Origin of the sequence: Sporosarcina luteola (genome assembly GCF_023715535.1) — a bacterium.
GTDB classification, from domain to species: Bacteria; Bacillota; Bacilli; order Bacillales_A; family Planococcaceae; genus Sporosarcina; species Sporosarcina luteola_B.
The window spans coordinates 38,789-64,538 of record NZ_JAMBOI010000014.1 but is presented as its reverse complement, the minus strand read 5'-3'; the positions used below and the strand labels follow the sequence as shown (position 1 = coordinate 64,538).

Annotated in this window: 24 protein-coding genes; 18 read left to right on the top strand and 6 right to left on the bottom strand. The window is 45.3% G+C overall.

All coding sequences use genetic code 11. The features are described 5' to 3' along the window. Positions 1-147 precede the first annotated feature (147 nt). The gene (locus M3191_RS16460; protein WP_251701456.1) at positions 148-1,410 is read right to left on the bottom strand and encodes an NAD(P)/FAD-dependent oxidoreductase; all 1,263 of its coding nucleotides are present in this window, start codon (positions 1,408-1,410) and stop codon (positions 148-150) included. 131 nt (positions 1,411-1,541) lie between these two features. On the opposite strand from M3191_RS16460, the gene M3191_RS16455 reads away from it, so the two are divergent. Together M3191_RS16455 and M3191_RS16450 are read left to right on the top strand one after the other, a co-directional pair. Then, positions 1,542-3,158 carry a putative polysaccharide biosynthesis protein gene (locus tag M3191_RS16455; protein ID WP_251701455.1) on the top strand — a complete coding sequence of 539 codons (1,617 nt, stop codon included), beginning with the start codon at positions 1,542-1,544 and terminating at the stop codon, positions 3,156-3,158. Between the two features lie 3 nt (positions 3,159-3,161). Then, a complete protein-coding gene (locus M3191_RS16450; RefSeq protein ID WP_251701454.1) occupies positions 3,162-3,878 on the top strand; it encodes a pseudouridine synthase in 717 nt (238 codons plus the stop codon). Between the two features lie 48 nt (positions 3,879-3,926). On the opposite strand, the gene M3191_RS16445 is transcribed toward M3191_RS16450, so the two are convergent. Then, positions 3,927-4,148 carry a DeoR family transcriptional regulator gene (locus tag M3191_RS16445; protein ID WP_251701470.1) on the bottom strand — a complete coding sequence of 74 codons (222 nt, stop codon included), beginning with the start codon at positions 4,146-4,148 and terminating at the stop codon, positions 3,927-3,929. 267 nt (positions 4,149-4,415) lie between these two features. Here M3191_RS16445 and pepV point away from each other — a divergent pair, with 267 nt between their 5' ends. From pepV to M3191_RS16420, 5 genes are read left to right on the top strand one after another with little or no spacing between them, the layout of a single operon-like run. Next, positions 4,416-5,828, top strand: coding sequence for a dipeptidase PepV (gene pepV, locus M3191_RS16440; protein WP_251701469.1), 1,413 nt, complete (start codon positions 4,416-4,418; stop codon positions 5,826-5,828). Next, entirely contained in the window at positions 5,825-6,679 is an 855-nt protein-coding gene (dat, locus tag M3191_RS16435) for a D-amino-acid transaminase (protein WP_251701453.1), read from the top strand. The genes pepV and dat overlap by 4 nt, the downstream gene beginning before the upstream one ends. A gap of 33 nt (positions 6,680-6,712) precedes the next feature. Next, the gene (locus M3191_RS16430) at positions 6,713-7,696 is read left to right on the top strand and encodes a nuclease-related domain-containing protein (protein WP_251701452.1); all 984 of its coding nucleotides are present in this window, start codon (positions 6,713-6,715) and stop codon (positions 7,694-7,696) included. Between the two features lie 18 nt (positions 7,697-7,714). Beyond that, complete coding sequence (gene trmB / locus M3191_RS16425) at positions 7,715-8,359, top strand: tRNA (guanosine(46)-N7)-methyltransferase TrmB (protein WP_251701451.1); 645 nt, start codon at positions 7,715-7,717, stop codon at positions 8,357-8,359. 19 nt (positions 8,360-8,378) lie between these two features. Next, the gene (locus M3191_RS16420; RefSeq protein ID WP_251701450.1) at positions 8,379-9,224 is read left to right on the top strand and encodes a YtnP family quorum-quenching lactonase; all 846 of its coding nucleotides are present in this window, start codon (positions 8,379-8,381) and stop codon (positions 9,222-9,224) included. Positions 9,225-9,298: 74 nt separating this feature from the next. Here M3191_RS16420 and M3191_RS16415 read toward each other — a convergent pair whose 3' ends face one another. Further along, entirely contained in the window at positions 9,299-9,613 is a 315-nt protein-coding gene (locus M3191_RS16415) for a hypothetical protein (protein ID WP_251701449.1), read from the bottom strand. A gap of 196 nt (positions 9,614-9,809) precedes the next feature. Between M3191_RS16415 and M3191_RS16410 the strand changes: the two genes are divergently transcribed. The 9 genes from M3191_RS16410 to M3191_RS16370 all read left to right on the top strand — a co-directional run bounded on the left by M3191_RS16410 (position 9,810) and on the right by M3191_RS16370 (position 19,200). After that, positions 9,810-10,883 carry a M42 family metallopeptidase gene (locus M3191_RS16410; RefSeq protein ID WP_251701448.1) on the top strand — a complete coding sequence of 358 codons (1,074 nt, stop codon included), beginning with the start codon at positions 9,810-9,812 and terminating at the stop codon, positions 10,881-10,883. Between the two features lie 62 nt (positions 10,884-10,945). Then, entirely contained in the window at positions 10,946-11,464 is a 519-nt protein-coding gene (locus tag M3191_RS16405; RefSeq protein ID WP_251701447.1) for a DUF84 family protein, read from the top strand. Between the two features lie 117 nt (positions 11,465-11,581). After that, positions 11,582-12,097: a hypothetical protein gene (locus M3191_RS16400; RefSeq protein ID WP_251701446.1), complete on the top strand. Its 516-nt coding sequence runs from the start codon at positions 11,582-11,584 to the stop codon at positions 12,095-12,097. 61 nt (positions 12,098-12,158) lie between these two features. Further along, positions 12,159-12,986: a DUF1444 domain-containing protein gene (locus M3191_RS16395; RefSeq protein ID WP_435368177.1), complete on the top strand. Its 828-nt coding sequence runs from the start codon at positions 12,159-12,161 to the stop codon at positions 12,984-12,986. Beyond that, a complete protein-coding gene (ytpR, locus tag M3191_RS16390) occupies positions 12,983-13,588 on the top strand; it encodes a YtpR family tRNA-binding protein (RefSeq protein ID WP_251701444.1) in 606 nt (201 codons plus the stop codon). Before M3191_RS16395 ends, ytpR begins: the two co-directional genes overlap by 4 nt. Before the next feature lie 114 nt (positions 13,589-13,702). Next, positions 13,703-16,285: a DNA translocase FtsK gene (locus tag M3191_RS16385; protein WP_251701443.1), complete on the top strand. Its 2,583-nt coding sequence runs from the start codon at positions 13,703-13,705 to the stop codon at positions 16,283-16,285. Positions 16,286-16,412: 127 nt separating this feature from the next. Then, on the top strand, positions 16,413-17,726 hold the full coding sequence (murC, locus tag M3191_RS16380) for a UDP-N-acetylmuramate--L-alanine ligase (protein WP_251701442.1): 1,314 nt from the start codon (positions 16,413-16,415) through the stop codon (positions 17,724-17,726). Between the two features lie 310 nt (positions 17,727-18,036). Then, a complete protein-coding gene (locus tag M3191_RS16375) occupies positions 18,037-18,522 on the top strand; it encodes a DUF948 domain-containing protein (protein ID WP_251701441.1) in 486 nt (161 codons plus the stop codon). A 39-nt stretch (positions 18,523-18,561) separates the two neighbouring features. After that, positions 18,562-19,200 (top strand): YtxH domain-containing protein, encoded by a 639-nt coding sequence (locus M3191_RS16370; protein WP_251701440.1) that lies wholly within the window; start codon positions 18,562-18,564, stop codon positions 19,198-19,200. Between the two features lie 60 nt (positions 19,201-19,260). Here M3191_RS16370 and M3191_RS16365 read toward each other — a convergent pair whose 3' ends face one another. Beyond that, entirely contained in the window at positions 19,261-21,411 is a 2,151-nt protein-coding gene (locus M3191_RS16365) for a cell division FtsA domain-containing protein (protein ID WP_251701439.1), read from the bottom strand. A gap of 141 nt (positions 21,412-21,552) precedes the next feature. Here M3191_RS16365 and M3191_RS16360 point away from each other — a divergent pair, with 141 nt between their 5' ends. Beyond that, a complete protein-coding gene (locus tag M3191_RS16360) occupies positions 21,553-22,635 on the top strand; it encodes a bifunctional 3-deoxy-7-phosphoheptulonate synthase/chorismate mutase (protein ID WP_251694133.1) in 1,083 nt (360 codons plus the stop codon). 229 nt (positions 22,636-22,864) lie between these two features. After that, positions 22,865-23,863 (top strand): catabolite control protein A, encoded by a 999-nt coding sequence (ccpA, locus tag M3191_RS16355; protein WP_251701438.1) that lies wholly within the window; start codon positions 22,865-22,867, stop codon positions 23,861-23,863. Positions 23,864-23,933: 70 nt separating this feature from the next. Here the strand turns inward: ccpA and M3191_RS16350 are convergent, their stop codons facing one another. After that, positions 23,934-25,091, bottom strand: a complete 1,158-nt coding sequence (locus M3191_RS16350) for an acetoin utilization protein AcuC (RefSeq protein ID WP_251701468.1) — start codon at positions 25,089-25,091, stop codon at positions 23,934-23,936. Then, entirely contained in the window at positions 25,091-25,738 is a 648-nt protein-coding gene (locus M3191_RS16345) for an acetoin utilization AcuB family protein (protein WP_251701437.1), read from the bottom strand. The genes M3191_RS16350 and M3191_RS16345 overlap by 1 nt, the downstream gene beginning before the upstream one ends. Positions 25,739-25,750: the final 12 nt, after the last annotated feature.

The following is a 25,750-nucleotide window of genomic DNA, read 5'->3' as shown; positions in this document are numbered from 1 at the left end:
CAAGAATTGTTTTCTGCGCTCAAGAAACGAATTCCGCGCTCAAGAATTGTTTTCTGCGTTCAAGAAACAGATTCTGCGCTCAAGAAACAGATTCCGCGCTCAAGAATCCACTTCCGCGCTCAAAAATCCGCCGCCTTAACGACAAACTCAATCTCTCGCAAATGCCCCCGCATTCATCCCCGCAATCCGTCCTGTAACAAGAGCAGAAGTAATATTATAACCACCCGTATAACCATGAATATCTAAAATCTCTCCGCAGAAGAAAAGTCCAGCCTTCTTCCGGGAGGCCATTGTTTTAGGCTCGATCTCCTTCGTCGAAACGCCTCCGCCTGTGACGAATGCCTTTTCAATCGGCTGCGTACCGTTCACAGTCATAGGAAAACCTTTCAGAAGCCCTGATAGCTTGCGGATCTTTTCATTTGAAAGTCCTGCACCGATATCCGCTTCATCGATGCTTGCCCGGTCAAATAAAAACAGCAGCCAACGTTCTGGTGCAATTCCTTTGAGACTGTTTTTCACCGCTTTTTTCGGATCATCTTTTAACATCGTATGAATCGTTTGAAACGCCTTTTCTTCATTCATGGAAGGAAGAGAATCAATCCTCATATCAACGGGCTTCTTGCCATTTTTCATCTGTTCCTTCACGACGAACTGGCTGCAACGTAAAATCGCAGGCCCGCTCAACCCGAAATGGGTAAACAACATGTCCATCTGATGAGTAACCAAGGTTTTCCCTTTGGCATTCAATACGGAAACAGCAACATCGCGCAATGCGAGTCCTTGCAATTCCTTCGACTGGATGAACGGCTCATCGGACAGCAACGGCACTTCTGTCGGATACAGATCCGTCACAGTATGTCCCGCTTTCTCCGCCCACGGATATCCGTCTCCTGTACTTCCTGTTTGCGGAACAGCCTTTCCGCCTACCGCGACAACGACTGCTTGAGTTCGGATTTCTTCACCATCCTCAAGCCGTACACCCAAAATCCTTTCATCGTCCATCAATAATTTCTTCACGCGTGTCGATAATCTCACTTCGACATTCAGTCGATCCATTTCCGAAAGCAACGCATTGACGACGTCTTTCGCTTTATCCGAGACAGGGAACATCCGGCCGTGATCCTCTTCTTTCAACGGTACCCCGAGTCCTTCAAAAAACGCAATGATATCCTCATTATTGAAGACGGAAAACGGACCGTATAAAAATCTTCCGTTGCCTGGAATGTTCTTCACGATTTCTTCAAGCGGCAATCGATTCGTAACATTGCATCTCCCACCGCCCGAAATGGATAATTTATTCCCAAGCTTCTTCCCTTTGTCGAGGAGAAGCACTTTATTGCCGTGTTCGGCTGCAGCGATCGAGGCCATCAGTCCTGAGGGACCCCCACCGATGATTATGACGTCATACATATATGGAACCACACTTTCAGTTTTTCTCTATTATACATGGATACGCTCGATAATCATTGTTAAAAGCGCCGGCGGGGGGTAAACTGGTAAGTAGCTTTGTCGAGTAGTACTTAAGATTGGAAGGATCAACTATGTCATCAAACCTTGTAAAAGGCACGGCCATTTTAACGATCGGGCTCTTTTTATCGAAGGCGCTCGGTCTTTTATACGTCATTCCGTTTTATGCGATTGTTGGGATAGAGAATATCGGTTTGTATCAATACGCGTACATTCCATACAATTTAGCTTTGGCAGTTGCGATTTCTGGTGCACCACTTGCCATTTCAAAATTCGTATCGAAATATAATGCGATGGGCGACTATGCCACCGGTCGGAAATTAATGAAATCCGGCATGCTAGTCATGGTAGTTACAGGCATATTGTCGTTCTTAATATTATTTTTTCTGGCTGAACCTATTGCGCATCTTGTCGTGGTCGATGATGACCAAAGATATACGATGGCGGAAGTTACATCCGTGATTCGGTGGGTGAGTTATGCGCTACTTGTTGTCCCATTGATGAGTATTGTACGTGGGTATCTTCAAGGTAACCAGAAGTTTGAACCGACTTCTGTTTCTCAACTTGTTGAGCAGATTATTCGAATTCTTTTTGTGTTGCTTGGAGCGTTCATTGTAGTGAACGTCATGGATCTTTCTCCTAGGACAGCTGTGAAATTTGCGGTATTTGCCGCATTCATTGGCGCAGTTGCTGGCCTTGCAGTTTTATATAAATATTGGATGAAGTATAAACCCGAATTCAATCAACTATATGCGAGCAGTCCGCGGGCAAGCGATATTACTTTTCTTGATATGTATAAAGAAGTAATAGGTTATACAATCCCATTTGTCCTTGTCGGAGTCATTAATCCTCTCTACCAATTTGTAGATATGATTACATTCAACAATGCGATGAAATCGATTGGCCTATCGGACGTAATGGATGACTACTTTGCAATGCTCAACTTTTTGACGCATAAAGTCGTCATGATTCCAGTTATGGTGGCTACCGGTTTTTCGATGGCTTTAATTCCAGTCATTACAAGTTATTATACAAATAAAGATCAGAAGGGAATTACGCGCTCACTCGATCAAACGTTTCAAATCATGCTGTTTCTGACCGTTCCGATGGTACTTGGTTTAATTGTCCTGTCGAATGAAACCTATACGTTCCTATATAGTAAAAGTACGGTCGGTGCGGAGGTTCTCGCCTCTTACGCTCCCGTTGCTATTTTGTTCGGCCTCTTTACAGTAACAGCCGCCATCCTCCAAGGAATCGATAGACATAAATGGATCATCTTCACTTCGTTGACGGGCCTATTAATTAAGATGACTTTGAATATCCCGCTCATCAAGCTTTTCGAAGTGAACGGCGCAATTGCAGCTACGGCAATCGGATATGGAGCCGCGGTCTGCATTAATATTTATGTCATTTCAAGAGTCCTTCATTACCGTTCAAGGATGGTGTTCAGACGTCTCATCCTTATCGGGATCTTCAATGTGGTCATGTTCATTGCCGTTCACTATACATTAAAAGGGCTGCTCGCATTCAGTCCTGTCAGTGGCAAGATGCAGGCGCTACTTTATGTGATGATTTGCGCGCTTGTCGGAGTAGTAGTCTATGGAGCACTTTCATTGAAATCCGGGCTTGCACAGAAGCTGTTTGGCGACAGATTGACAAGGATAACAAAGAAGCTTGGTTTTGGAGGGTGAATAATGCGTTTAGATAAATTATTGGCAAATATGGGCTTCGGCTCGCGTAAGGAAGTCAGGCAACTTTTAAAAAAAGGCGCCGTACAGGTAAATTCCGAACTGGTTAAGGATCCGGCGCTTCACGTAGATCCGGAAAAGGATGAGGTGACGATCCTCGGTGAGCGGGTCGTCTACAAAGAGTTCATTTATTTGATGTTGAATAAACCGCAAGGCGTCATCTCCGCTACGGAGGATGATCGGGACCGTACCGTCATCGATCTGCTGGATGGGGAACACCGACATTTCGAACCGTTTCCGGTAGGACGGCTCGATAAGGATACGGAAGGGTTCTTGCTGATTACAAATGACGGTAAGCTAGCCCATGAGTTATTGTCGCCGAAAAAGGAAGTTCCGAAAACGTATTACGCACATATCAATGGTAAGGTCGATGAGACCGATATCGAAAAGTTCGCGGAAGGGCTGACATTGGACGACGGCTACTTCACGAAACCTGGACAGCTTCGCGTGTTGCATTCTGGTGAAACGTCTGAAATTGAGTTGACGATCACGGAAGGGAAGTTCCATCAAGTGAAGCGGATGTTCGAAGCGGTCGGGAAGCGGGTCGTCTATTTGAAACGTCTGTCGATGGGGCCGTTGGAGTTGGATGACTCCTTACGTTTAGGGGAATACAGGGAGCTGACGGATGAGGAAGTCGCAATGCTCCACCATGAAAAGGGCTGAACCGGTTGAAGCGGTTCAGCCTTTTTCTTATCTTAGATTGAAGTGATGTCAGGAAGACAATTTAACTTTTTTCTGAGTTGTCGTCCATTTTCCGCGGGCAGGGCTTGTTATGAGCTCGTTGTATTCAAGGACATTCAAGTCCCTTTGCGCTGTGCGGTTTGTGATGCCGAATTCTTCGACCACATTTTCCGTTGTGACAATACCCCTGTCAAGGATATATAAATATACGTCCTTGATGCGGGTAAGCATACGACCAGTAGCTGGATTCAACTTTGGAACCACTCCTTCATCTTCATTTTCCAAAACGATGGGCATGAGACTATTGAATGTACCTATGCTAGTTGAAATAGCCCCCGACAATGCACTCCTTTCATCAGAACGTTGCGTCAGATGCAATGTTCTGACAATGTAAGTATAACTCATTTTTGCTAATAGTACATGAATTTTTTGTAAAAGTTCTGTAAGAAATGTTTTGCCCTTTATTTTCTTAGCTGAACATGTGAAAATAGGGTATCAGGAAAGAAGGTGCTTGAATTGGTGAATTGGAAAGAGAAAGTGTCGGAGAAAGAAGAGCTTTTGATTCATGATTTGAAGCAATTGGTTTCCATTCCGTCCGTACTGGATGAAAATTTGGCGACAGAGGAGGCACCGTTTGGACCGGAACCTAAGCGAGCGCTTGATTGGCTGCTGGAGGAAGGCAGGAAAGCTGGATTCACAGTGAAAAACATCGATAATATGGCTGGCCATATTGAAATGGGCGAAGGCGATGAACTGCTTGGCATCCTTTGCCACGTCGATGTGGTGCCCGCTGGAGGAAATTGGACATTCGGTCCTTTTGACGGGACTGTGAAGGATGGGAAACTATTCGGTCGCGGTGCAATTGATGACAAGGGGCCGACAATCGCTGCCTGGCATGCCATGAAATTGGTGAAGGAAGCAGGAGTTCCTTTGAATAAAAGAGTCCGCCTCATTATCGGGACGGATGAAGAGAGTGGTTTCCGCTGTGTGAAACGTTACTTCGAAAAAGAAGAGATGCCTACGATCGGTTTTGCACCTGACGCTGATTTTCCGATCATAAACGCGGAAAAGGGGATTTCAACAGTAGTCTTTACACAGAAGACTGAAAAAGCAGATGGGCAGCTTCAGTATTTCAAGTCAGGCGATCGTACGAATATGGTACCTGATTATGCGGAAGCGCAAATTAAAGGTTTCGATCTCAAGGATATCCATAGTAAATTTGAAAGCTTCATGAATATGCATGACATGGCAGCATCAATCGTTGAGAAAAATGGGGAAGCATTTTTAACTTTCCACGGCAAGTCCGCCCATGCGATGGAGCCGGATAACGGTGTGAATGCGGCTGTTCTCCTTGCGACATTCCTGAATAAGATTTTCGAAGAAGGTGAATCAAAGGATTTCACCCAATTCATACTCGACGCATTCGGGACAGAAACTCGAGGGCGCTATCTAGGGTTAGCTTATAATGATGAAGTTTCGGGCGATACGACCTTGAATGCCGGCATCGTCTCATTCACTCCCGAACAAGGTGGCCGGATTGAAGTGAGCATGCGGTATTCCGTCACCTATCCATTTGAGGAGAAAATCGGAACGTGCAACGATCGGTTGAAGGATACTCCTTTTACTATGGAAGTGAAGTCCAACTCGAAGCCTCATCATGTCGATGCAAATGATCCTTTTATCAAAACGTTGCAAGAGATTTATACGTCCTATACTGGTGAAGAAGCGGAGTTGCTGTCAATTGGCGGCGGCACGTATGCGCGCATGCTCGATAAAGGCGTCGCATTCGGTATGCTCTTCCCTGGCAGGGAAGATGTCGCTCACCAAGCGGATGAATATGTATATATAGAGGACTTAGTAAAGGCGACCGCCATTTACACGGAAGCGATCAGCCGTCTTACATCCAATGAAGGAGAAGGGGAAAACGAATGACTACTTATTTTATCGATGGCCAATTCACTAGTAAAGACAGCTTAACTATCTCGATTGATGACAGAGGATACTACTTCGGTGATGGGGTGTATGAAGTCGTAAAAGTGTATGACGGCGAGTTGTATACTGCCGAGGAACACATCGGGCGCCTGTTCCAAAGCGCCTCGAAAATCAAGATGGCCATCCCTTACTCTGAACAGCAGCTGATTGACATTGCGAAAGAATTGGTCAAGGTGAACGAAGTGATGACCGGCCATATTTATATGCAAGTTACACGAGGAGCTTCTGCGAGGGTCCATCAGTTCCCGGAGGTATCAGTAACTCCAGTTGTTACTGCATATGCAATCCATAATCCAAGGCCTTTGAGCAATATTGAGGGCGGAGTCTCAGTGAAATCGGTTGACGACGTTCGTTGGCTTCGCTGTGATATTAAAAGTTTGAATTTGCTAGCCAATGTTCTGGCGAAACAAGAGGCTTTTGAAGCGGGCTGTGCAGAAGCGATTTTTGTTCGCGACGGGGTTGTCACGGAAGGATCATCTTCAAATGCATTTGGTGTGAAAGACGGCGTTGTCATTACTCATCCGGCAACAAATCTTATTCTGAACGGAATCACACGCCAAGTGGTGTTGAAGCTTTGTAAGGAAAACGAAATTCCAGTCGAAGAGAGGGCATTCACACCTGAAGAGATGTACGCAATGGATGAATTTTTCATTACATCGACAACCTCGGAGATTACCCCTGTCGTGTTAATCGATGAAAAAGCTGTCGGTGCAGGAACGCCGGGAGTGGTAACGAGAAGATTGCAGGAAGCATTCGCGCGGCAGATTCCGTTGTCCGTGGCGGGGGATTAATGAACATTGCCATACTGATCGGAGTGGATGAAATTGGCGCAGCTCGTCAAACTGCTTGATTATGTATCTCGCTACGAAAATGATCTATCACGGTATCCAACACAATATATCCGTCTGAAAAATTCCCAGTGGAAACGGATGAAAACCCAATGGGAGCACGGAGCCGACCTTTCTGAGTGGAGGCATGTCCCTGAGGAGGAGGAACAGGCAGAGGAGGGGAAATGGTACTCCCCTCTATTCCGTCTGTTCGGCAATCGGAAAGGCCGTTTGGAAGAAGTAAAGCCGATTGAGGCGGAAAAGGATCGACAAGAAGATGTTGAAGTCTTGGATTTTAATCCGAATATCATTTATCATCCAAAAAATGTAGAGCAGCTTCGGAAGCTTTACTTGGACCAGCTGTTCCATTTCCAACTGAAATGGGCAAGCTCAACAATGTTGGAGAGATCCAACCTGGACCCGGGCTTTATGAGGGATTCATTGCTGAGGGGCTTCACGCAGCGGCTTCCTGACAGCTATCTTCTGTTCTATTATCCGATTCTGAAAGTGAAAAAGGCGCCTGTCGAACTCGACATTCTTCTTATCACACCGATAGAGTGCTTATGCATAACGGTGTTGGAAAAAGAGGACGCTGCAGCTTTCATTGGTGAGGGCGATCGTTTTTGGACGAAGAAATATGGGGACGAGGAATCTAAGGTATTGAATCCTCTCATCGGACTAAACCGCATGGAAAAGATCGTGTCGGGAATTTTCTCGGCACAGGATATTGATTTTCCTATTAAGAAATTGATCATTTCGAGGAATGGCTACATCGATTATCCGGGTGTGCCATTCGATACAACCGTCATTGACCGAAGAATGTACGAAGAATGGTTCGCCTCCCTCCAGAAATCGACTGTGCCGATGAAGTTCAACCAATTCAAGGCCGCACAATCGATTTTGGATATCGGACAGACGACGGCAGTGAGTAGGCTTTTTGAAGAACAGAATGAGCAGGGGCAACCCGATACTACTGAATAGAAATGAGTGTAATTGATTATGCGGCTTCGCAATAAACCATGGGCAAAAGATTTCATGGCAGAGCATCCTGATGTGCTGATCCACGAAGAAGAAGGAACATCAATAGATTGGAAATCGGTTTTCGGCAATGAAAACCCGATACATGTGGAAGTAGGGACGGGGAAAGGGCAATTTATTATCGGAATGGCGATCGCCAATCCGGACGTCAACTATATCGGAATCGAGCATTTCGACAATGTGATCGTGTCTGCCCTGGAAAAGGTACTTGAGGCGGAGAAGCCTTCTAATCTACGGCTTCTTAGAGGAAATGGCGCGAATTTGGGGGATTTATTCCAAGCAGGGGAATTGGACAGGATTTACTTGAATTTTTCCGATCCATGGCCTAAATTTCGTCATGCAAAACGACGTTTGACCCACGAATCGTTTTTGGCCCGCTACGAGTCGGTACTGAAAAATAGAGGGGAAATCCACTTCAAGACAGATAATAGGAAGTTGTTCGAGTACTCGCTCGTGTCCATGTCTGCTTATGGAATGATCCTCAAGGACGTATCGCTAGATTTACATGCGGAAATGCCCGAAGATAATATTATGACAGAGTATGAAGAAAAGTTCTCAGCAAAGGGGCAGCCGATCTACCGGTTGGAAGCAATGTTCAATAATTGATGAAAAGGGGATGTTTTGTTTGGATACATACAATTTTCACGATATGAAACTAACATGGCTCGATGGGGGAGTCAATTTTCTCGATGGAGGCACGATGTTCGGGGTCGTCCCGAAAGCGTTATGGTCGCGTAAATACAATGTTGATGAGAACAACTTGATCGAACTTCGGACAGATCCGATCTATATTTCCTATGAAGGGAAACATATCCTCATAGACTCAGGCATCGGGAAAGGGAAGCTTTCGGACAAGCAAAAGCGAAATCTCGGTGTCCGTTCCGAAACGCGAGTAGAGGAAGGTTTGGCAGAGCTTGGACTGACACCTGCCGATATCGATATTGTCCTCATGACCCATTTGCATAATGACCATGCCGCGGGTTTGACGGGGTGGGCAAATGATGAGCTCGTGTCAATTTTTCCGAATGCGGAAATTCATGTATCACAAGTCGAGTGGGATGAAATGCGGAATCCCAATATCCGTTCAAGGAATACGTATTGGAAGGAGAACTGGGAGCCCGTCCAGCATCAGGTGAAAACATTCGAAGGCCGGGTTGAAGTGCTGCCCGGAATCGAAATGATTCACACAGGTGGACATAGTGACGGACATAGTGTCATCAAATTGACTCGAAACGGGGAAACGATTCTGCATATGGGGGATATCATGCCGACGCATGCGCATAGCAATCCATTATGGGTTTTGGCTTATGACGACTACCCAATGACTTCGATATTTGCAAAGGAAAAGCTAATGAAAGAAGCATTGGCGAACCGATATCGTTTCATCTTTTATCATGACGCTGTTTACCGTCTCGTCCAGTGGGATGAAAGCGGTAAAGAAATTACTGAAGCGGTCGAGCGTACAAGATAAATCACAAAAACAGCAGGCGTGGAGGGCATTTTACTCCTTCACCTGCTGCTTTTAGTATGCGCGGTCATGTACGGTCATTTTTGGATCAATTCGACGACGGTGCCTGTATGCGAGTTAGCTGCAAATTCAAATTGCTCCAGTTCGCCATTACGGATTCTAGTAACGCCGCCACGGTACACTTCCATCGACAGAACATTGTTTGTAAACGGTTCAGGTTTCATGACGATCCACGAACCGTCGATCGGACCTTCTTTTTTGAAAGCATCTTTCACTGCATCCAAGACATGCTCAGCCGGAGTATTCGGGTTCATCTTCCCGATTGCCTGGTTGACAACGAGCCCGGCAGCAACGCCTGTTAAAACTCCTGCTACAAAATCCTTCACTTTCATGTCTGAGAACCCCCTCCATCAATCTTCAACAAGTGTACCATATTTCAAAAAAATGTTTAACTGTTATTGGACTAGGGGAGTACGGATGAAATCTCTCGTCGAAAAAACTAGTTCGGAAAGCTAAATATTATAATGGAAAGTTTCAAATTCGTACACTATACTAGAAGGAGTATCTATTGAATTGGGGGAAATTCTCATGAACAACGAAACGTTGACTATGTTCAAAACATTGACCGAGCTGCCTGGAGCGCCAGGAAATGAGCATATGGTCCGCAACTATATGCGGGAAGAGCTCGGAAAATATTCCGATGAAATTATCCAGGATAACCTAGGCGGAATTTTCGGCGTGCGGAAAGGTCCTGAAGAAGGTCCGCGTATCATGGTTGCCGGACATATGGATGAAGTAGGCTTCATGGTCACTGCAATCACTGACAACGGCATGCTCCGTTTCCAACCGCTTGGGGGATGGTGGAGCCAAGTGCTGTTGGCTCAGCGAGTTCAGATCATTACAGAGGAAGGTCCAGTCGTCGGCGTCATCGGTTCCATTCCGCCACACCTCCTCAGTGATGAAGTCAGGAATAAACCGATGGATATTAAAAACATGCTTATCGATATTGGTGCGGATGACAAAGAGGACGCAAAAAAAATCGGGATCCGTCCCGGCCAACAAATTGTTCCAATCTGCCCGTTCACCCCAATGGCGAATGACAAAAAGATCTTGGCGAAAGCATGGGATAATAGATATGGTTGCGGTTTGGCCATCGAGCTATTGAAAGAAGTTCATGGAGAAACGCTTCCGAATAATTTGTATTCCGGGGCGAATGTCATGGAGGAAGTCGGTTTGCGCGGGGCACAGGCTGCTGCCCGGATGATTAATCCTGATCTTTTCTTCGCATTGGATGCAAGCCCGGCGAATGACGCTTCCGGGAATAAAAATGAATTCGGCCAGCTTGGAAAAGGAACATTACTCCGCATTTTTGACCGTTCGATGGTGACCCACCGCGGCATGCGTGAATTCATCCTTGATACGGCGGAAACGAACAATATCCCATACCAGTATTTCATCTCCATGGGAGGAACGGACGCAGGACAAGTCCATATCTCAAATGAAGGCGTACCGAGTGCGGTTATCGGAATCTGTTCTCGTTACATCCACACTTCCGCTTCCATCATCCACACCGATGATTATGCAGCAGCGAAAGAGCTCCTTGTCAAATTAGTGAAAGCTTGCGATAAAACGACCGTTGAAACAATCAAGGGCAATGTCTAATAGTAAATAGAGCCATCCTTGCGTTTTAGGATGGCTTTTTTCTGACTAGAAAGGAGAGCAGTATGAAATTCATCATAGGATCTACCAATCAAGCAAAAGTCAAAGCGGTGCGGGCAGTGATCGAAAGCCATTTTCCCGGAAGCGAATTATTAAAAGTGAAAGTCCCTTCCGGCGTGAAGGATCAACCCTTTGGTGACGAAGAAACGAGAACAGGTGCTTTGAATCGCGCAACGAATGCCGCCAATGAAGAAATTGAAGCAATCGGAATCGGATTGGAAGGTGGAGTGCGCATGATAGGAAGCGAAATGTTCGTTTGCAATTGGGGGGCGCTTGTACTACCTTCAGGGAAATCATTCTCTGCCGGCGGTGCTCAAATCCCATTACCTGAAGAAATCGCTTCAGAAGTGAAGAAGGGTTGGGAATTGGGAGTTGTCGTTGATGGATATTTTAAAGCGAATGGCATCCGCCACAGCGATGGTGCAATCGGTATGTTCACCGCACAGGTAATCACCCGCGACAAGCTGTTCGAACACGTCATGCAATTATTGATCGGTCAATTGAAATACTACAGGACAGCTTAAAAATCCGAAACATCCTCGGGAGGCTTTAAGTTAAACCGCTTGATTTGCATATAGGCACGATAATCTATAAAATAGGTAGCGGTAATTGAATAAAAATGTACGATTGGAGGAAGCTGAATGTTCCGCTTCTGGAAATTCTTATTCCTGGCACTCCTATCCATAATTGTATTAGCCGCGTGTGGTAACACTTTTGAAGAACAAGCGGAAAAAGGCATTGCAGCGGCAAGAGAAGCTTTTCAATTGCATGATAAACATGTGAATGATGAAGTACATGGTGTTTCATTATATAAACCGGCCGGATTTACGATAGACGAGAAGTCCGATGCCCAGAATATTATTATGAAAAAGGGCGACGAAACATTCCTTCTCTTCATTAATTCGAATGAGTCCAGAGACAGCAGGCTCTTTTACGAACTGTCTACTAAGACGGAGAAGAAAGAGCGATTTGAGGAAGTGTTCACTGAAGATGGGTATTTCGGTTTTTCCTCTGTTCTCAGGAAAGGCGAAGATCAAGTGGAGCTCATTGCAAGTGTCGGCGGAATAAAGATAACGACCATTACGAAAAACAAAAATATTGGAGCGAATATGGGCAAGATGATGGAAATTGTACGTTCCATCGAGCAAGGCTCATAAGCATAAACTTTCGGTCACCCGGCGCATTTGCGGCGAGCGGCCGTTTATTTTTGAAGAAAGGGTGAAGTTATTGAATTCACAAAAGCTTGTGGAACTATTAAAAGAGCATCTGCCGTCCGAACATTTCCAGTGGCGTTTCGACCGGAAAACGGATAAGGTCCGATTGGAGCATTCCATACTGAAAAAAGGGATGGATATTTCCTTGCCAGAAATCCTTGCTAAATATGAAACAAAACAAGAAGCCGCCATCAATGAAGTCGTCTACACGATTGGCGAAACGTTTAAAGCGATGGAGAGAGAGCAGGCTGAAGGGTTCGTAAAAGAAAATGCAATCTACCCGGTCATCCGCTCGACTTCTTTCCCGCAAACTTCGAAAGCAGGGGATCGCTTCATAGCGAAAGACCATACAGCTGAAACGAGAATTTTCTATGCACTCGACTTGGGCACGACGTACCGTCTCATTGATGAATCGATGCTCGATTCCATCGGAATGACGGAGTCGGAAATTATGGAATCAGCCCTATTTAAAGTTAGATCATTGCCAACGAACATGAAGAAGGATGAAGTGGCGGGAAATCTGTTCTATTTCGTCAATAACAATGACGGATACGATGCAAGCCGTATATTGAATCACACCTTCCTAAAGGAAATGGAAGCGGAAATCGAAGGGCATATGACCGTTTCGGTACCTCATCAGGACGTTTTGATCATTGGTGACATTCGAAACGATACGGGGTATGACGTGCTTGCCCAAATGACGATGCAATTTTTCACGGTAGGGGCAGTGCCTGTCACCTCCTTGTCATTCATCTATGAAGATGGTAAATTAGAACCGATTTTCATTATGGCGAAAAATCGGGTTGCCCGAAAGGAAGGTAGAAAGAAATGAATATTTTTTACAATCAAAACGGAGTGGGCGATGTACTCCTCGTTCAATTGACGACAGAACGCCCGGAAGATAGGGTAATTGAAAGCAAGAAGGATATCACTCTTATCAAAGATGCAGCAACCGATAAAGTAGTAGCATTCAACGTCTTCCGTGCTTCAAACTACGTGAAGCCGGACAATGATGGACAAATTGAAACGACCGAAGAGATTGTCGGTCAACTGCAGGAGGCACTTAAAGCGAATGGTGTGGAGTTTGAATTAGATGTGGATTTCTCACCAAAGTTTGTAGTCGGTCACGTTGTAGCTAAAGAAAAACACCCGAATGCAGATAAATTGAGCGTGTGCAAGGTGGATGTCGGGAATGAAACCTTACAAATCGTCTGCGGAGCGCCTAATGTCGAAGAGGGGCAAAAAGTCGTCGTAGCAAAAGTGGGGGCAGTCATGCCGTCGGGAATGGCCATAAGAGATGCAGAGCTTAGGGGAATTGCCTCCTCCGGGATGATCTGTTCAGCAAAAGAGCTTGGCATTCCAGACGCTCCTGCTGAAAAAGGGATTATGGTCCTTGCTGAAGATGCAACGCCTGGTGAACCTTTTATAGCTTGATATTGAAAAACGTACTGTCCTAAGCAGTACGTTTTTCTTATTTTGGCCATCTGATTGATTTAATCTATGAAAACCTGCTAAAATAGAATGATCGACTTGAAAAGAGTGATAGATTTGACTTGGATTAAAAAAATGATGAACCGTATATTTGAAACAGATAAAAATGAAGAATTTGAAGAAACTTTTGACGATATTGAGTATGAAGAACATAGAGAGCAAAGCCAAGCCGAAAAACCGGCTTTCCGTTTTCCGATCATAACCGATGCCGAAATCTATGGGTGGGAACCGGACCCGGAAAACGAGCGAAGGAAAGCGGACAATTTAATCACTGAACTTGATGACGATGATTTCACGCCTGTGCCGTTATATAAAAATGACAGATGGCCAGGTGGAAACGAGAAACCGACTATTCACCGGGCGACTGCCCCATTAAAATACAATACAAAGCAAGAATTGAATTCGGTGCCAACACCGAAAGCGAGAAAGGTGCAAGCTGACGAAACAGAGCCGAATAAAAAAACGATTATACAGAAACGAAGTAACCGTCCCTTTACTCCTACAGAGGTGCCATCACCTATCTATGGCTATTCAAGGCCGAAAAATGATCGGTTCGATGCACTTCAACAGGAAAATATGGAAACGGAAACCGTAGAAACTCCGGTTTTCTCCCGAATTGAGCCGGAATACGAACAAAAAGTCGAACCAATAATTGAACAATCAATGGCAGAAGATGAAATTCATCGCATTGGTTTTGAAGATCATGCACATACTTCGGATAAAGAAATGCCAGCTGAGACGCAATTTGACGAACTTGTAGAAGAGGAAACCATGGAACCGGATGAGCAGGAAATTGACACGGAACCGACCGCCGCTGAGCCGGAAGTACAAATCAGTGAAACGCCTAATCCGACAGTAGTCGAAGAAATTGAGGCTTCTGAAGATCCCGAACAGACAGCTAAAGAAGCAATGGAGCCTGCCTCCATTGCAGAATCGATAATTGAGGAAATGATAGAGCCCTCATCCGCGCCTGAACCGGTGATTGAAGAAGTGCATCCTGAACGCATCCCTGAACAGAAAAAAGAAAGAATCGTGCCTTTTAATGTCCTCATGTTGAAAAATGATAAGCTGAAATACGAGGAACGTGAAAAAAAAGCTAGCAGCCAGTCTGCCTTTGATTCCACAAAAAACGCTTCGATTCGAACAGAACCAGTTCACGATATTACAAAACAGGATGAGCCTGCCGAAGACTTGGAAGAACAACCTTATTATGCATTGCCTTCGAAAAGCTTTCTTATTCAGCCCGAAGAGCATGTAGAGGACACAGAATGGCTCCAGTCCCAGTCTGAAAAGTTGGAGGAGGCACTTTCCTATTTTGCCGTGCAGGCAAATGTCATTGAGGCGGTACAAGGACCGACAGTCACGAGATTCGAATTGACGGTTGGGCACGGAACGAAAGTGAGCAAGGTGCGAAATCTGACTGACGACTTAAAATTGGCACTGGCAGCGGAAGATATCCGAATTCAGGCACCGATTCCAGGGACCAGCTCCATTGGTATCGAGATTCCGAACCGGAAGCCGAGAGCCGTCCGGATTTCGGAAGTGATTGAAACGAAGCGCTTCCAAGAGTCGGACTCTCCTTTGGAGGCGGTGCTTGGACTTAGCCTGACGGGTGAACCGGTAACACTGGATTTGCGGAAGATGCCACATGGAATGATTGCCGGTGCGACAGGTTCCGGTAAATCGGTGTGCATCAATTCGATCTTGATCAGTCTATTGTATAAAGCATCACCAACGGATCTGAAAATGCTGCTCATCGATCCGAAAATGGTGGAACTTGCGCCGTTCAATGGGATTCCTCATTTGTTGAGTCCCGTCATCACCGATGTGAAGGCTGCAACTGCTGCATTGAAATGGGCGGTCGGAGAAATGGAACGCCGATATGAACTGTTTGCGCATGTCGGTGCTAGAAATATTGAGCGTTATAATGAGATGGCAGAAAAGGACCGGAAATTCTCTCTGAAGATGCCATATCTACTCATCGTCATTGATGAGTTGGCGGACTTGATGATGATGGCGCCAGCCGACGTGGAAGTATCGATCAGCCGGATCACGCAAAAGGCACGAGCTTGCGGAATCCATTTGATCATTGCTACACAACGCCCATCCGTCGATGTCATCACCGGAACGATCAAGGCGAATGTTCCGACGCGCATAGCATTTTCTGTTTCCTCCCAGATTGACTCTCGGACAATTATCGATACACCGGGAGCTGAAAGGCTGCTTGGAAAAGGCGATATGCTTTATCTCGGAAACGGTCAATCTTCAGCAGTGCGGTTGCAAGGTACATTTGTCACGGATGCCGAAATTGAACGTATAATAGAACACGTTCAGAACGAAGCGGAGCCGAATTATTTGTTCGGTCAAGAGGATTTATTGGCAAATTCATTGGAAGAAGAGGAAACCGATCCTTTATTTGCAGATGCCTGCGAATTCATTATTGATCAAGGCAGTGCTTCTACTTCTTTATTGCAGCGGAACTTCAGTATCGGTTATAATCGCGCCGCTAAATTGATGGATCGAATGGAAAAACTAGGTTTCATTTCCGAGCAAAGGGGAAGTAAAGCACGGGAAGTCTATTTGACGAAAACCGAGCTTGATTATTTTTTGAATGGCAATGAAAAGCCTAATGAGATGTAAGATGGTTGACGATTCAAAGAAAACGGAATTGGTAATAGAGAATACTAAAAATGAGTGGGGAATCAGCGATACCAATCAGCTGAGGAACCAGAATGTGGGAACAGTTATGATCCCGGGAGGTTGCATTATGACATTGTACCATTTTATAGGAATCAAAGGATCGGGGATGAGTTCCCTTGCACAAATCCTTCACGATTCATCTTATGCCGTGCAAGGCTCGGATGTGGAGAAATATTTCTTTACGGAAGATCCGTTGCATGAAAGAAAAATATCGATTTTACCTTTTGATGAAAATAATATTAAGCCCGGAATGACTGTCATTGCAGGGAATGCGTTCCCGGACAGTCATCCCGAAATTGAAAGAGCACATGAATTGGGCGTTGAAGTAATACGCTATCATGACTTTTTGGGCAACTATATGGAGAAATTCATTTCAGTAGGTGTTACGGGTTCCCATGGAAAGACTTCGACGACAGGATTGTTGGCGCATGTCCTTTCCGGGAACGCTCCGACATCATTTCTCATCGGTGATGGTACGGGCAAAGGTGTGGAAGACAGTGAATACTTCGTTTTCGAAGCGTGCGAATACAAACGCCACTTCCTAGCCTACGAGCCTGACTATGCCATCATGACAAATATCGATTTCGATCATCCGGACTATTTCAAGGATTTGGATGATGTCTTGGATGCATTCGGCCAAATGGCTTTACGCGTGAAAAAAGCGATCATTGCCTGCGGTGATGATATTCATTTGCAACAAATAAAAGCGAACGTCCCTGTCGTTTACTACGGGTTCGATGAAGTGAATGACTTTTCTGCCAAAAACATCGTGAAATCCGAAAAAGGCGCCACGTTTGATGTCTATGTGCGAAATGAGTTCTTCCATTCATTCACTATCGCATTGGCGGGCGACCACGGTATATTGAATTCCTTGGGCGTCATTGCACTATGCCATTACGAAGGCATTCCGGTTGCTGGCATCGAGGAGAGGTTGGCCACATTCAATGGCGTCAAAAGGCGCTTCACCGTGACAGAATCGTATGGCCGGATTATTGTGGACGATTATGCCCATCATCCGACGGAAATCAAGGCGACGTTGCAATCCGCAAGGCAAAAGTATCCCGAAAAAGAAATCGTCGCGATTTTCCAACCGCATACGTTCACGCGTACCGCGGCATTGCTGGAGCAATTTGCCGACAGTCTTTCTGCGGCGGATCATGTCTATTTATGTGACATATTCGGTTCCGCGCGTGAGAAGTCAGGCAATTTGACGATTGATGACCTCGTTGGAAAAATTCCTGGAGCACAACATCTAGAACTGGAGAACATCGAAGTCCTTGATAAGCATGGAAATGCAGTGTACCTATTCATGGGCGCTGGCGACATCCAAAAGTATTTGAACGTCTTCGCCGAACATACAAAGAAAGAAGAAACAGCCTAATCCCTTTGGATTGGCTGTTTTTTTATTTTCACGCATAAAATTCTTCATACGCGCATAAATCCCTACAATTACGCATAAGTCCCCTGAAAGGTCCAAAAATGTCCATATAAGCGCATAAACACTTTCAAAAGTCCATAAAACAATCCAATTACGCATAAACTAGCATGTATAATATCCAGAAATTATTTATTTCGGGAAAAATGAAGGATATTTACAAAGGATGTCGAAAAAGGTTAGAGTAGGCGAAGTTTATTTACCTACGTTAAAGGGTAGAAATTACTTATGTATGTTCATCGGGAGGAGGATCGCCATGGAAGTATTACTGTACATTGCTGCCATAGTTGCTGCAATAGCATTTCTGATTTTATGTATCAGCCTTGCAATGACATTAGGTTCATTGAAAACGACATTACGAAGCGTTTCCGAAACGCTGGATGGCTTGACGAACCAGTTGGAAGGGGTCACGTCTGAAACGACGGAACTTCTTCATAAGACAAATGCCCTTGCCGAGGATATTCAGCAGAAATCCGAAAAATTGAACACTGTCGTTGATGCAGTGAAAGGGGTAGGGAGCTCTGTCAGCGACTTGAACAATTCAGTTCGCCGAGTCACCGATTCGATCACTGTCGAAGCCGAGAAGAACAGTGATAAAATAGCCCAAGTTGTTCAATGGAGCAACGTTGCATTCGGCATTATCGGGAAAGTGAAAGATATGAAAACGGAAAGATCATCAGGCTGGACTGTCTATCAACCGGACAGGGGGCAGAAGCGTTTGCCAAGCCCGGACGGACGCTGATCTCGCGCGTTAGAAAAAAATCATACTGGAGGAATTCACATGACTGATAAACTGAAACCGAACTATAATGACGCTCATTATGATCACCAATATTATGGGAACCAGGAATATAAGAACACTTTCGGGGAGCCTTCCCACTTGCCTGTCAACTATCCATACCGTTCCAATACGGATGATTTCTATGATGACGACGACACTGGGGCGGGGAGCTTCCTGTTGGGCGCGCTCGTGGGAGGCGTTATAGGCGCAGCCGCTGCACTATTTCTTGCACCGAAGACGGGCAGGGAAATGCGCGACGATTTTTCGGAGCAGGCGGTTCATTTGAAGAACAAAGGAATCGAATTGAGTTCAGTTGCGAAGGATAAAGCAACGGAAATCACTTCGGTTGCAAAGGAGAAGACGGATGGCCTGACGAAATCAATTCAGGAGCAATCCGGACAGATTGTGGATAAAGTGAAATCGATGGCAACTAAAACATCGGTCCCTATGGACGATGGAACAGCGTCTTCCGAAGGGGAGGAAGCGATCGATTTTGTAGGAACTACAACAGAACAGGACAAAGAAGCCGCTGAGGATGTAACAACAGGGAATAGTGATGTTTCCTATGACAATAGCGAGAATTACGGACAAGAAAAGAATGTGAACCAAAACCATATTTCCGTCGAAAAAGAAAAGTGAAATAAAATGAGCCAGACAGCCCTTAGTGAAGTGGCTGACTGGCTTTTTTACATAGTTAATTCATGAGCTGAATTTGATTTCCAAAGCATCTCCGCTGAAGATCGGATCATTGAATCCGATCGGTTCCCCGTTGCGCAGCAACTGATAGGAAGTGGATGCTGTCGTCGGCAATGAATAATCGACAAACAGGAAGATATCGCTGAACAAGAATGGGCGGTGAACCGTTTCCGCTATCGTAAGCCGATCTCCTGAGTGTACAATGGATGAATTGTCCACTTGCTGACCATTCAACAAAATAGAAGACCCGCTGTTCGTTATCGTCACGGGCTGCCCATTGAACGTAATGGAAGCTGTCGACTGAGTTGACTGATCCAGTGCAGAAATAATTTCCCAGACTGTCGGTGAAGTATGTGCCTTTATCCGAACCTCATCCCCATCTTTAAGAAGATGATCAGCGGGAACTGGCATATTGCCAATTAAGAATGTGGTAGACCATTCTGCCAGTAGAATTCTTTTATTATTTACATACACTTCAAAAGGGGCAGTAGTTTTAATGTCGAGTCCTGATAACACGTCACTCAGTTTAGTTGTATGTGAGTAAACGATTTGATCCCTATCATGAATTATTGTATCGAGCTCAACCTGTTGGCCGTTACATTCAATAGTCGGCACAATCGTATATTTATTACCATTGACATTCACTTCGATTGGATCAATATCTCCGATCAGTTCACGAATGGTAGGGGATGCATCTTTTCCGTCCTTGCCCCGTTCTAGCGTAATTAGATCACCATTCGCTATGAAATCTTTTGTGCTCGCAGGACTACCGTTCAATAATATACTGGCTGATTTACCATGTTCACCAGGAATCGTCATGAGGCTGCCGTTCAAAGTAATCGACATTCCCATTCCCGGCTTGCCGTAAAGTTGTCTTGCCTTAATATTTGCGGCGAGCAAAGCATCCCCGACCGTCATCTCTTTCAATTCAAATAATCGAATTGTTTTTTCATTGACAGTGACCGACATATAATGGATCGGTGCTCTTCTCGCTGCGATTGCGATCCCAATTGGCGTTACTAGCGCAGGGGTGCAAACGATGCCTTCTGACCAAGTGACATCCGACAACGCATCAAGTCCCCGGATACCGACACGGTTTTCAGGCAAATCAAGCCGAATGCTCAATTCCTTTGGTAGAAGTGGTGTGAGGCTTCCTCCACCTACAACCATGACGGCTTGGGGAGATTTGCTATTATTGAGCCTTTTGATTTCATCAGCGATGCTCGATGCCAGCTTCTCGATAGCAGGCTTGATAATAGATACTACTTCCAATGAAGGTACTTGCTGTTCGAATCCAAGTATATCCGACATTGTAATCGTTTCATCTGATGAAAGTGACCGTTTTGCAACTTCAGCTACCGGGAAGTCAAGAAGAAAATGGTTGCTGAGCGCCTCTGTAATTTCGTCGCCTGCGATCGGAACCATGCCATAGGAGACGACCGTATTATTATCCGTAATGGCGATATCCGATGTACCCGCCCCGATATCGACAAGCGCGACATTCAATCTGCGCATGGATTGGGGAATCAGCACATTAATGGCGGCAATCGGCTCGAGTGTCAACGCCTCCATTTCAAGGCCAGCCCGCTTCAAAGCGGACAGGAGCGATTCGACGACGACACGGGGGAGGAATGTCGCTATAACTTCTACAGTTGCTGACCTGCCCGCCTGATCAATCAGACTGCCGATTTCATTACCATCCAACTTATAGTGAAGAACCGAATACCCTACACAATAATAATAATCGTCGGCAGTCGATGCTGTAGAAAGTAATTTCTGCTGGGCCTGTTGAACCGCAGCCAATTCAAGCCTGTTAATATCCTCGGAATTGAATAGGGGTTTTCCCGCAATTTCAATCGTCATGGATCCTTCCATCGTTTTCAATGCCCGTCCAGCTGCAGCGACACTTACTCTATTCAGCGTCCCATGTCGCTTCTCCAACATGGATTTTATTTCTGAAATGACAGTTGCGACGCTTACAATATTATGTATTTGCCCATCGATCATGGAGCGGTCCTTATGTTCGACTATGACGAGATCGGCGACGTGGTATATGCCGTCCTGTTCGGTCAGAATGATGCCAACAACAGAACGTGTACCGATATCAAGTGCGAAAAGTTTGTTCGACAGAATAATACACCCCTTTTTCGTCAAATACTAACGAAATTAAACAATTTGTAAAAATGACGTGACTTTTCAAATACTTTTCATTATACTTAGTTCTATTATACAAAAATGTAACATAGATTTCCCACTTCGAACAGGGAATGATGTGTGCGGGGAGGAGACATAACGATGAGACAAAATGATTTAGATCAGCTTCGGGTTCAGGTAGATGCGTTGAATACCAAAATATTGGACTTGATTAATGAGAGAACTTCGGTTGTCCAGGAAATTGGCAGAGTAAAGGAAAAGCAAGGTGTCAACAGATATGATCCGATCCGCGAAAGGGAAATGCTCAACGCTTTGGTTCAATCAAACAACGGACCGATTCCAAACGGGGTATTAGAACAAATCTTTAAAGGCATCTTCATGTCCGCCCTCGAAATTCAAGAAGATGAGCAACGCAATGCATTGCTTGTTTCCCGTGAACGCAAGCCGGAAGATACGATTGTAGATGTGAACGGGCAAAAGATCGGAAATGGGGAACCGACTTTCATCTTTGGTCCATGTGCCGTTGAATCATATGAACAAGTTCTTGCAGTTGCCCAATCCATCAAAGCTAAGGGATTGACGATGCTAAGAGGCGGCGCTTATAAACCGCGTACATCCCCTTATGATTTCCAAGGGCTTGGACTTGAGGGATTAAAAATATTGAAACGGGTCGCGGATGAAACAGGCTTATCAATCGTGACAGAAATTATTACGCCTTCCCATTTGGAAGAAGCACTCGATTATATCGATGTGATTCAAATCGGAGCGCGCAATATGCAAAACTTTGAATTGCTGAAGGAAGCGGGCATGGCGAATAAACCAGTCCTTCTGAAGCGTGGATTGGCTGCAACAATTGATGAATTCATCAATGCGGCTGAATACATCATTTCCAAAGGGAATAGCCAGATCATGCTATGTGAACGAGGAATCCGTACATATGAGCGGGCTACCCGGAACACATTGGACATTTCGGCAGTTCCGATTTTAAAACAGGAAACGCATTTACCGGTATTCGTAGACGTCACTCACTCGACAGGCAGAAAAGACTTGTTGCTACCGACTGCAAAAGCGGCAATTGCTGTCGGTGCGGACGGTGTCATGGCGGAAGTGCATCCTGATCCGGCTGTAGCTTTATCCGATGCTGCACAGCAAATGGATATCAAACAGTTCGATGAGTTCTACGCTGAAATTCAAAGATTCATGAACACCCATCAAACTGTCTAACTTAATCCAGCCCTGACAGGCTGGATTAAGTTAGAAGCCTCCGGCGGATGTCACGGATTTTTAGAGGAGTTTATCGAGCTTGCTCGATAAAAATCCGGACGCAATTACGCCAAGGCGTAATTGACTACATTTGTATTATTCTATAAACAGCGCCGGACCTTTCAAGGATCCGGTGTTTTGTTTATAATGAAAGTAAGCGAATACATACTGATGGGAAGGAGATTCGTCAATGGCTATAACTATTTATGATGTAGCGAGAGAAGCAAATGTTTCCATGGCTACGGTTTCCCGTGTAGTGAACGGAAACCAGAACGTAAAACCCGCAACACGTAAAAAAGTGCTTGAATGCATTGAACGACTTGGCTATCGCCCGAATGCCGTAGCAAGAGGGCTTGCAAGTAAGAAAACGACAACAGTAGGTGTCATCGTTCCGGATATTTCAAAAAGCTATTATGCCGAACTTTCGCGCGGTATTGCGGATATTGCGACGATGTACGAATACAATATCATACTGTCCAACTCGGACAAGCGGGCAACAAGGGAACTTGAGCTATTAGAGGATCATCTCGGAAAACAAGTTGATGGTCTCATCTTCATGAGTGATTCCCTGACAGATGAAATCCGGTCGGAAATGGCGACGGCGAACGTTCCGATTGTTTTGGCCGGTACATTGGGAGATAACACCGACTTGCCGACAGTGAACATAGACCATGAGGAAGCGGCCTATGAAGCGGTGAAAAAATTGATTGATAATGGTCATGAGCGCATCGTGCATGTGAGCGGTCCGATGTCGAGGGATATCAATCGGCTATGCAAGAAAGTAGGATATGAGCGTGCAGTGAAGGAAGCTGGACTTCCTCTTTTTGAAGAGTTTTTCATTGAAACGGATAATACGTATGATGACGCTTATGAAAAGTGGAACGTTATCCGTAATCTTGAAGAGAAGCCGACCGCCATCTTTGCCGGCAATGATGAAATAGCAGTTGGTGTACTAAACGGAATCAGGGATGATGGATTTTCGGTGCCTGATGATTACGAAGTGATTTGCTTCCAGCATTCTTTGCTTTCTCGCGCAGTAAGGCCACAATTAACTGCCATTATCGTCCCGCTATATGACTTGGGTGCAGTTTCGATGAGATTATTGACGAAACTGATGAACGGCGAGGAAGTCGATGATGTGAATGTCATCCTGCCGTACCATAAGGAAGAACGCCAGTCGACGAAGTGAAAAGCTGTTCCGGAGAAATTCCCGGAACAGCTTTCTTCATGTAATAGCTCATTTCACTCACCTTGCCACGCTATAATCGTTGACTCCTCACAATATGTAATGCACGTTCAAGCATTTGAGAATTTTTCTCTGTTATTTCCACCTTGCGAGGAATCGGCTCATATAACGGATCCGGATCTTGCCACGTTTCAATGAAAGGTACAGGGGACTCGCCCTGCCAGGCTTTAAGCCATGCGTCAGGCAATCTACCCGTAGGAGCCGGCAGTTGTTTCATCGCTAGCCAAACATGAGCCCACGCCCTCGGAACAACTCGCCATATGTCATAGCCTCCGCCGCCGACGGCAATCCACCTACCATCACAATATCGATCTGCGATTTCACGTGCGATGCGAGGTATTTCTTCATAAATTTTCATCGTTCCGTACAAATGGGTGAGGGGATCAAAATAATGAGCATCCGCCCCGTTTTGGGTCAAGATGACATCCGGCTTGAAAAAAGCGGCGATCTCCTCGATAGCGGTCTTGTAAATATCAAGAAATGACTCGTCCTCCGTGAAAGCATCAATTGGGAAGTTAAATGAAGTACCGTACCCATCGCCATTTCCGCGTTCAGTAATAGCCCCAGTCCCCGGAAAAAGATATCGTCCTGTTTCATGTATGGAAAGCGTGCAGACATCCGGATCATCATAAAATGTCCATTGTACTCCATCGCCATGATGTGCATCCGTGTCGATATAGAGCACACGTGCACCGTATTTTTTTTGAATATATTTAATGGCGACCGAGCTGTCGTTATAGACGCAGAACCCCGATGCCTTGCCCTGAAAGCCATGGTGGAGGCCGCCTCCCAAGTTCAAAGCGTATTTCGCCCTTCCTTCCATTACCTCATCGACTGCTGTCAACGTCCCCCCGACAAGCATCGCACTCGCTTCGTGCATATTTGGGAATATTGGAGTGTCTTCAGTCCCGATGCCGTATACGGAGCCGACCTCATCGCTTATCAGCCCCTGGCCAGCCCGTTTCACAATATCGATGAACTTCGGATCATGTGCCAATAATAATTCCTCGTCGGATGCAATTCTCGGTAGAATTATGTCTTCATCGGATATCGCATTAGATTTCCTCAACAGATCCAACGTCAACACTATCCTCTTTTGATTGAATGGATGAGTGTCTGAGAATGAATAGCCAAGTTGTTCTTCGGAATAAATGAAAACAGCGTCTTTCATCATAAGTCAATGCCTGGTACATTCGGCCAGAGCACTTCAAATCCACTATTCCGCAAGCCATTTATGACAGTAAGCGGATTCATCGTCTTGACGCGAATGACAAGTATTTTATTATCTTCATTTTCCTTATCTGGATATACGAGAACACTTAGCACATTCAATTTATGTTGATGGAACACTTTTGACACTTCAAAGAGGATGCCGGGTATATTCGGTACGCGGACTTCGATTTGTGAGCCCGGCTGGTGGACTCCAGTCAACTCGATATACTTATACAGCAGATCTGTTTCTGTAATGATGCCGACAAGCTTTCCGCCCGAAACAATCGGAAGGCAGCCGATTTGATTATCGTAAAAAATGACTGCCGCCTCTTCGACAAAATCCATTGGGTGGCCACTGATCGGATTTTTTGTCATGATTTCAGACAAGGGAATTTTGTAAACGCTTGCATCTCCAGAGTCGGAATAAAGGGAAGGGACGACCTCTTTCAAATCACGGTCCGTTACGATGCCGACCAGCCCTTTATCATCCGATACGATCGGAAGATGCCGTATTTTCTTTTTCTGCATGATCGTCAAAGCATCGCTAACGGTATCCTCAGGTGAAAGGGAGGAGACATCCCTTTTCATAATCTCTTCAATTAGCACTAGAATAACCTC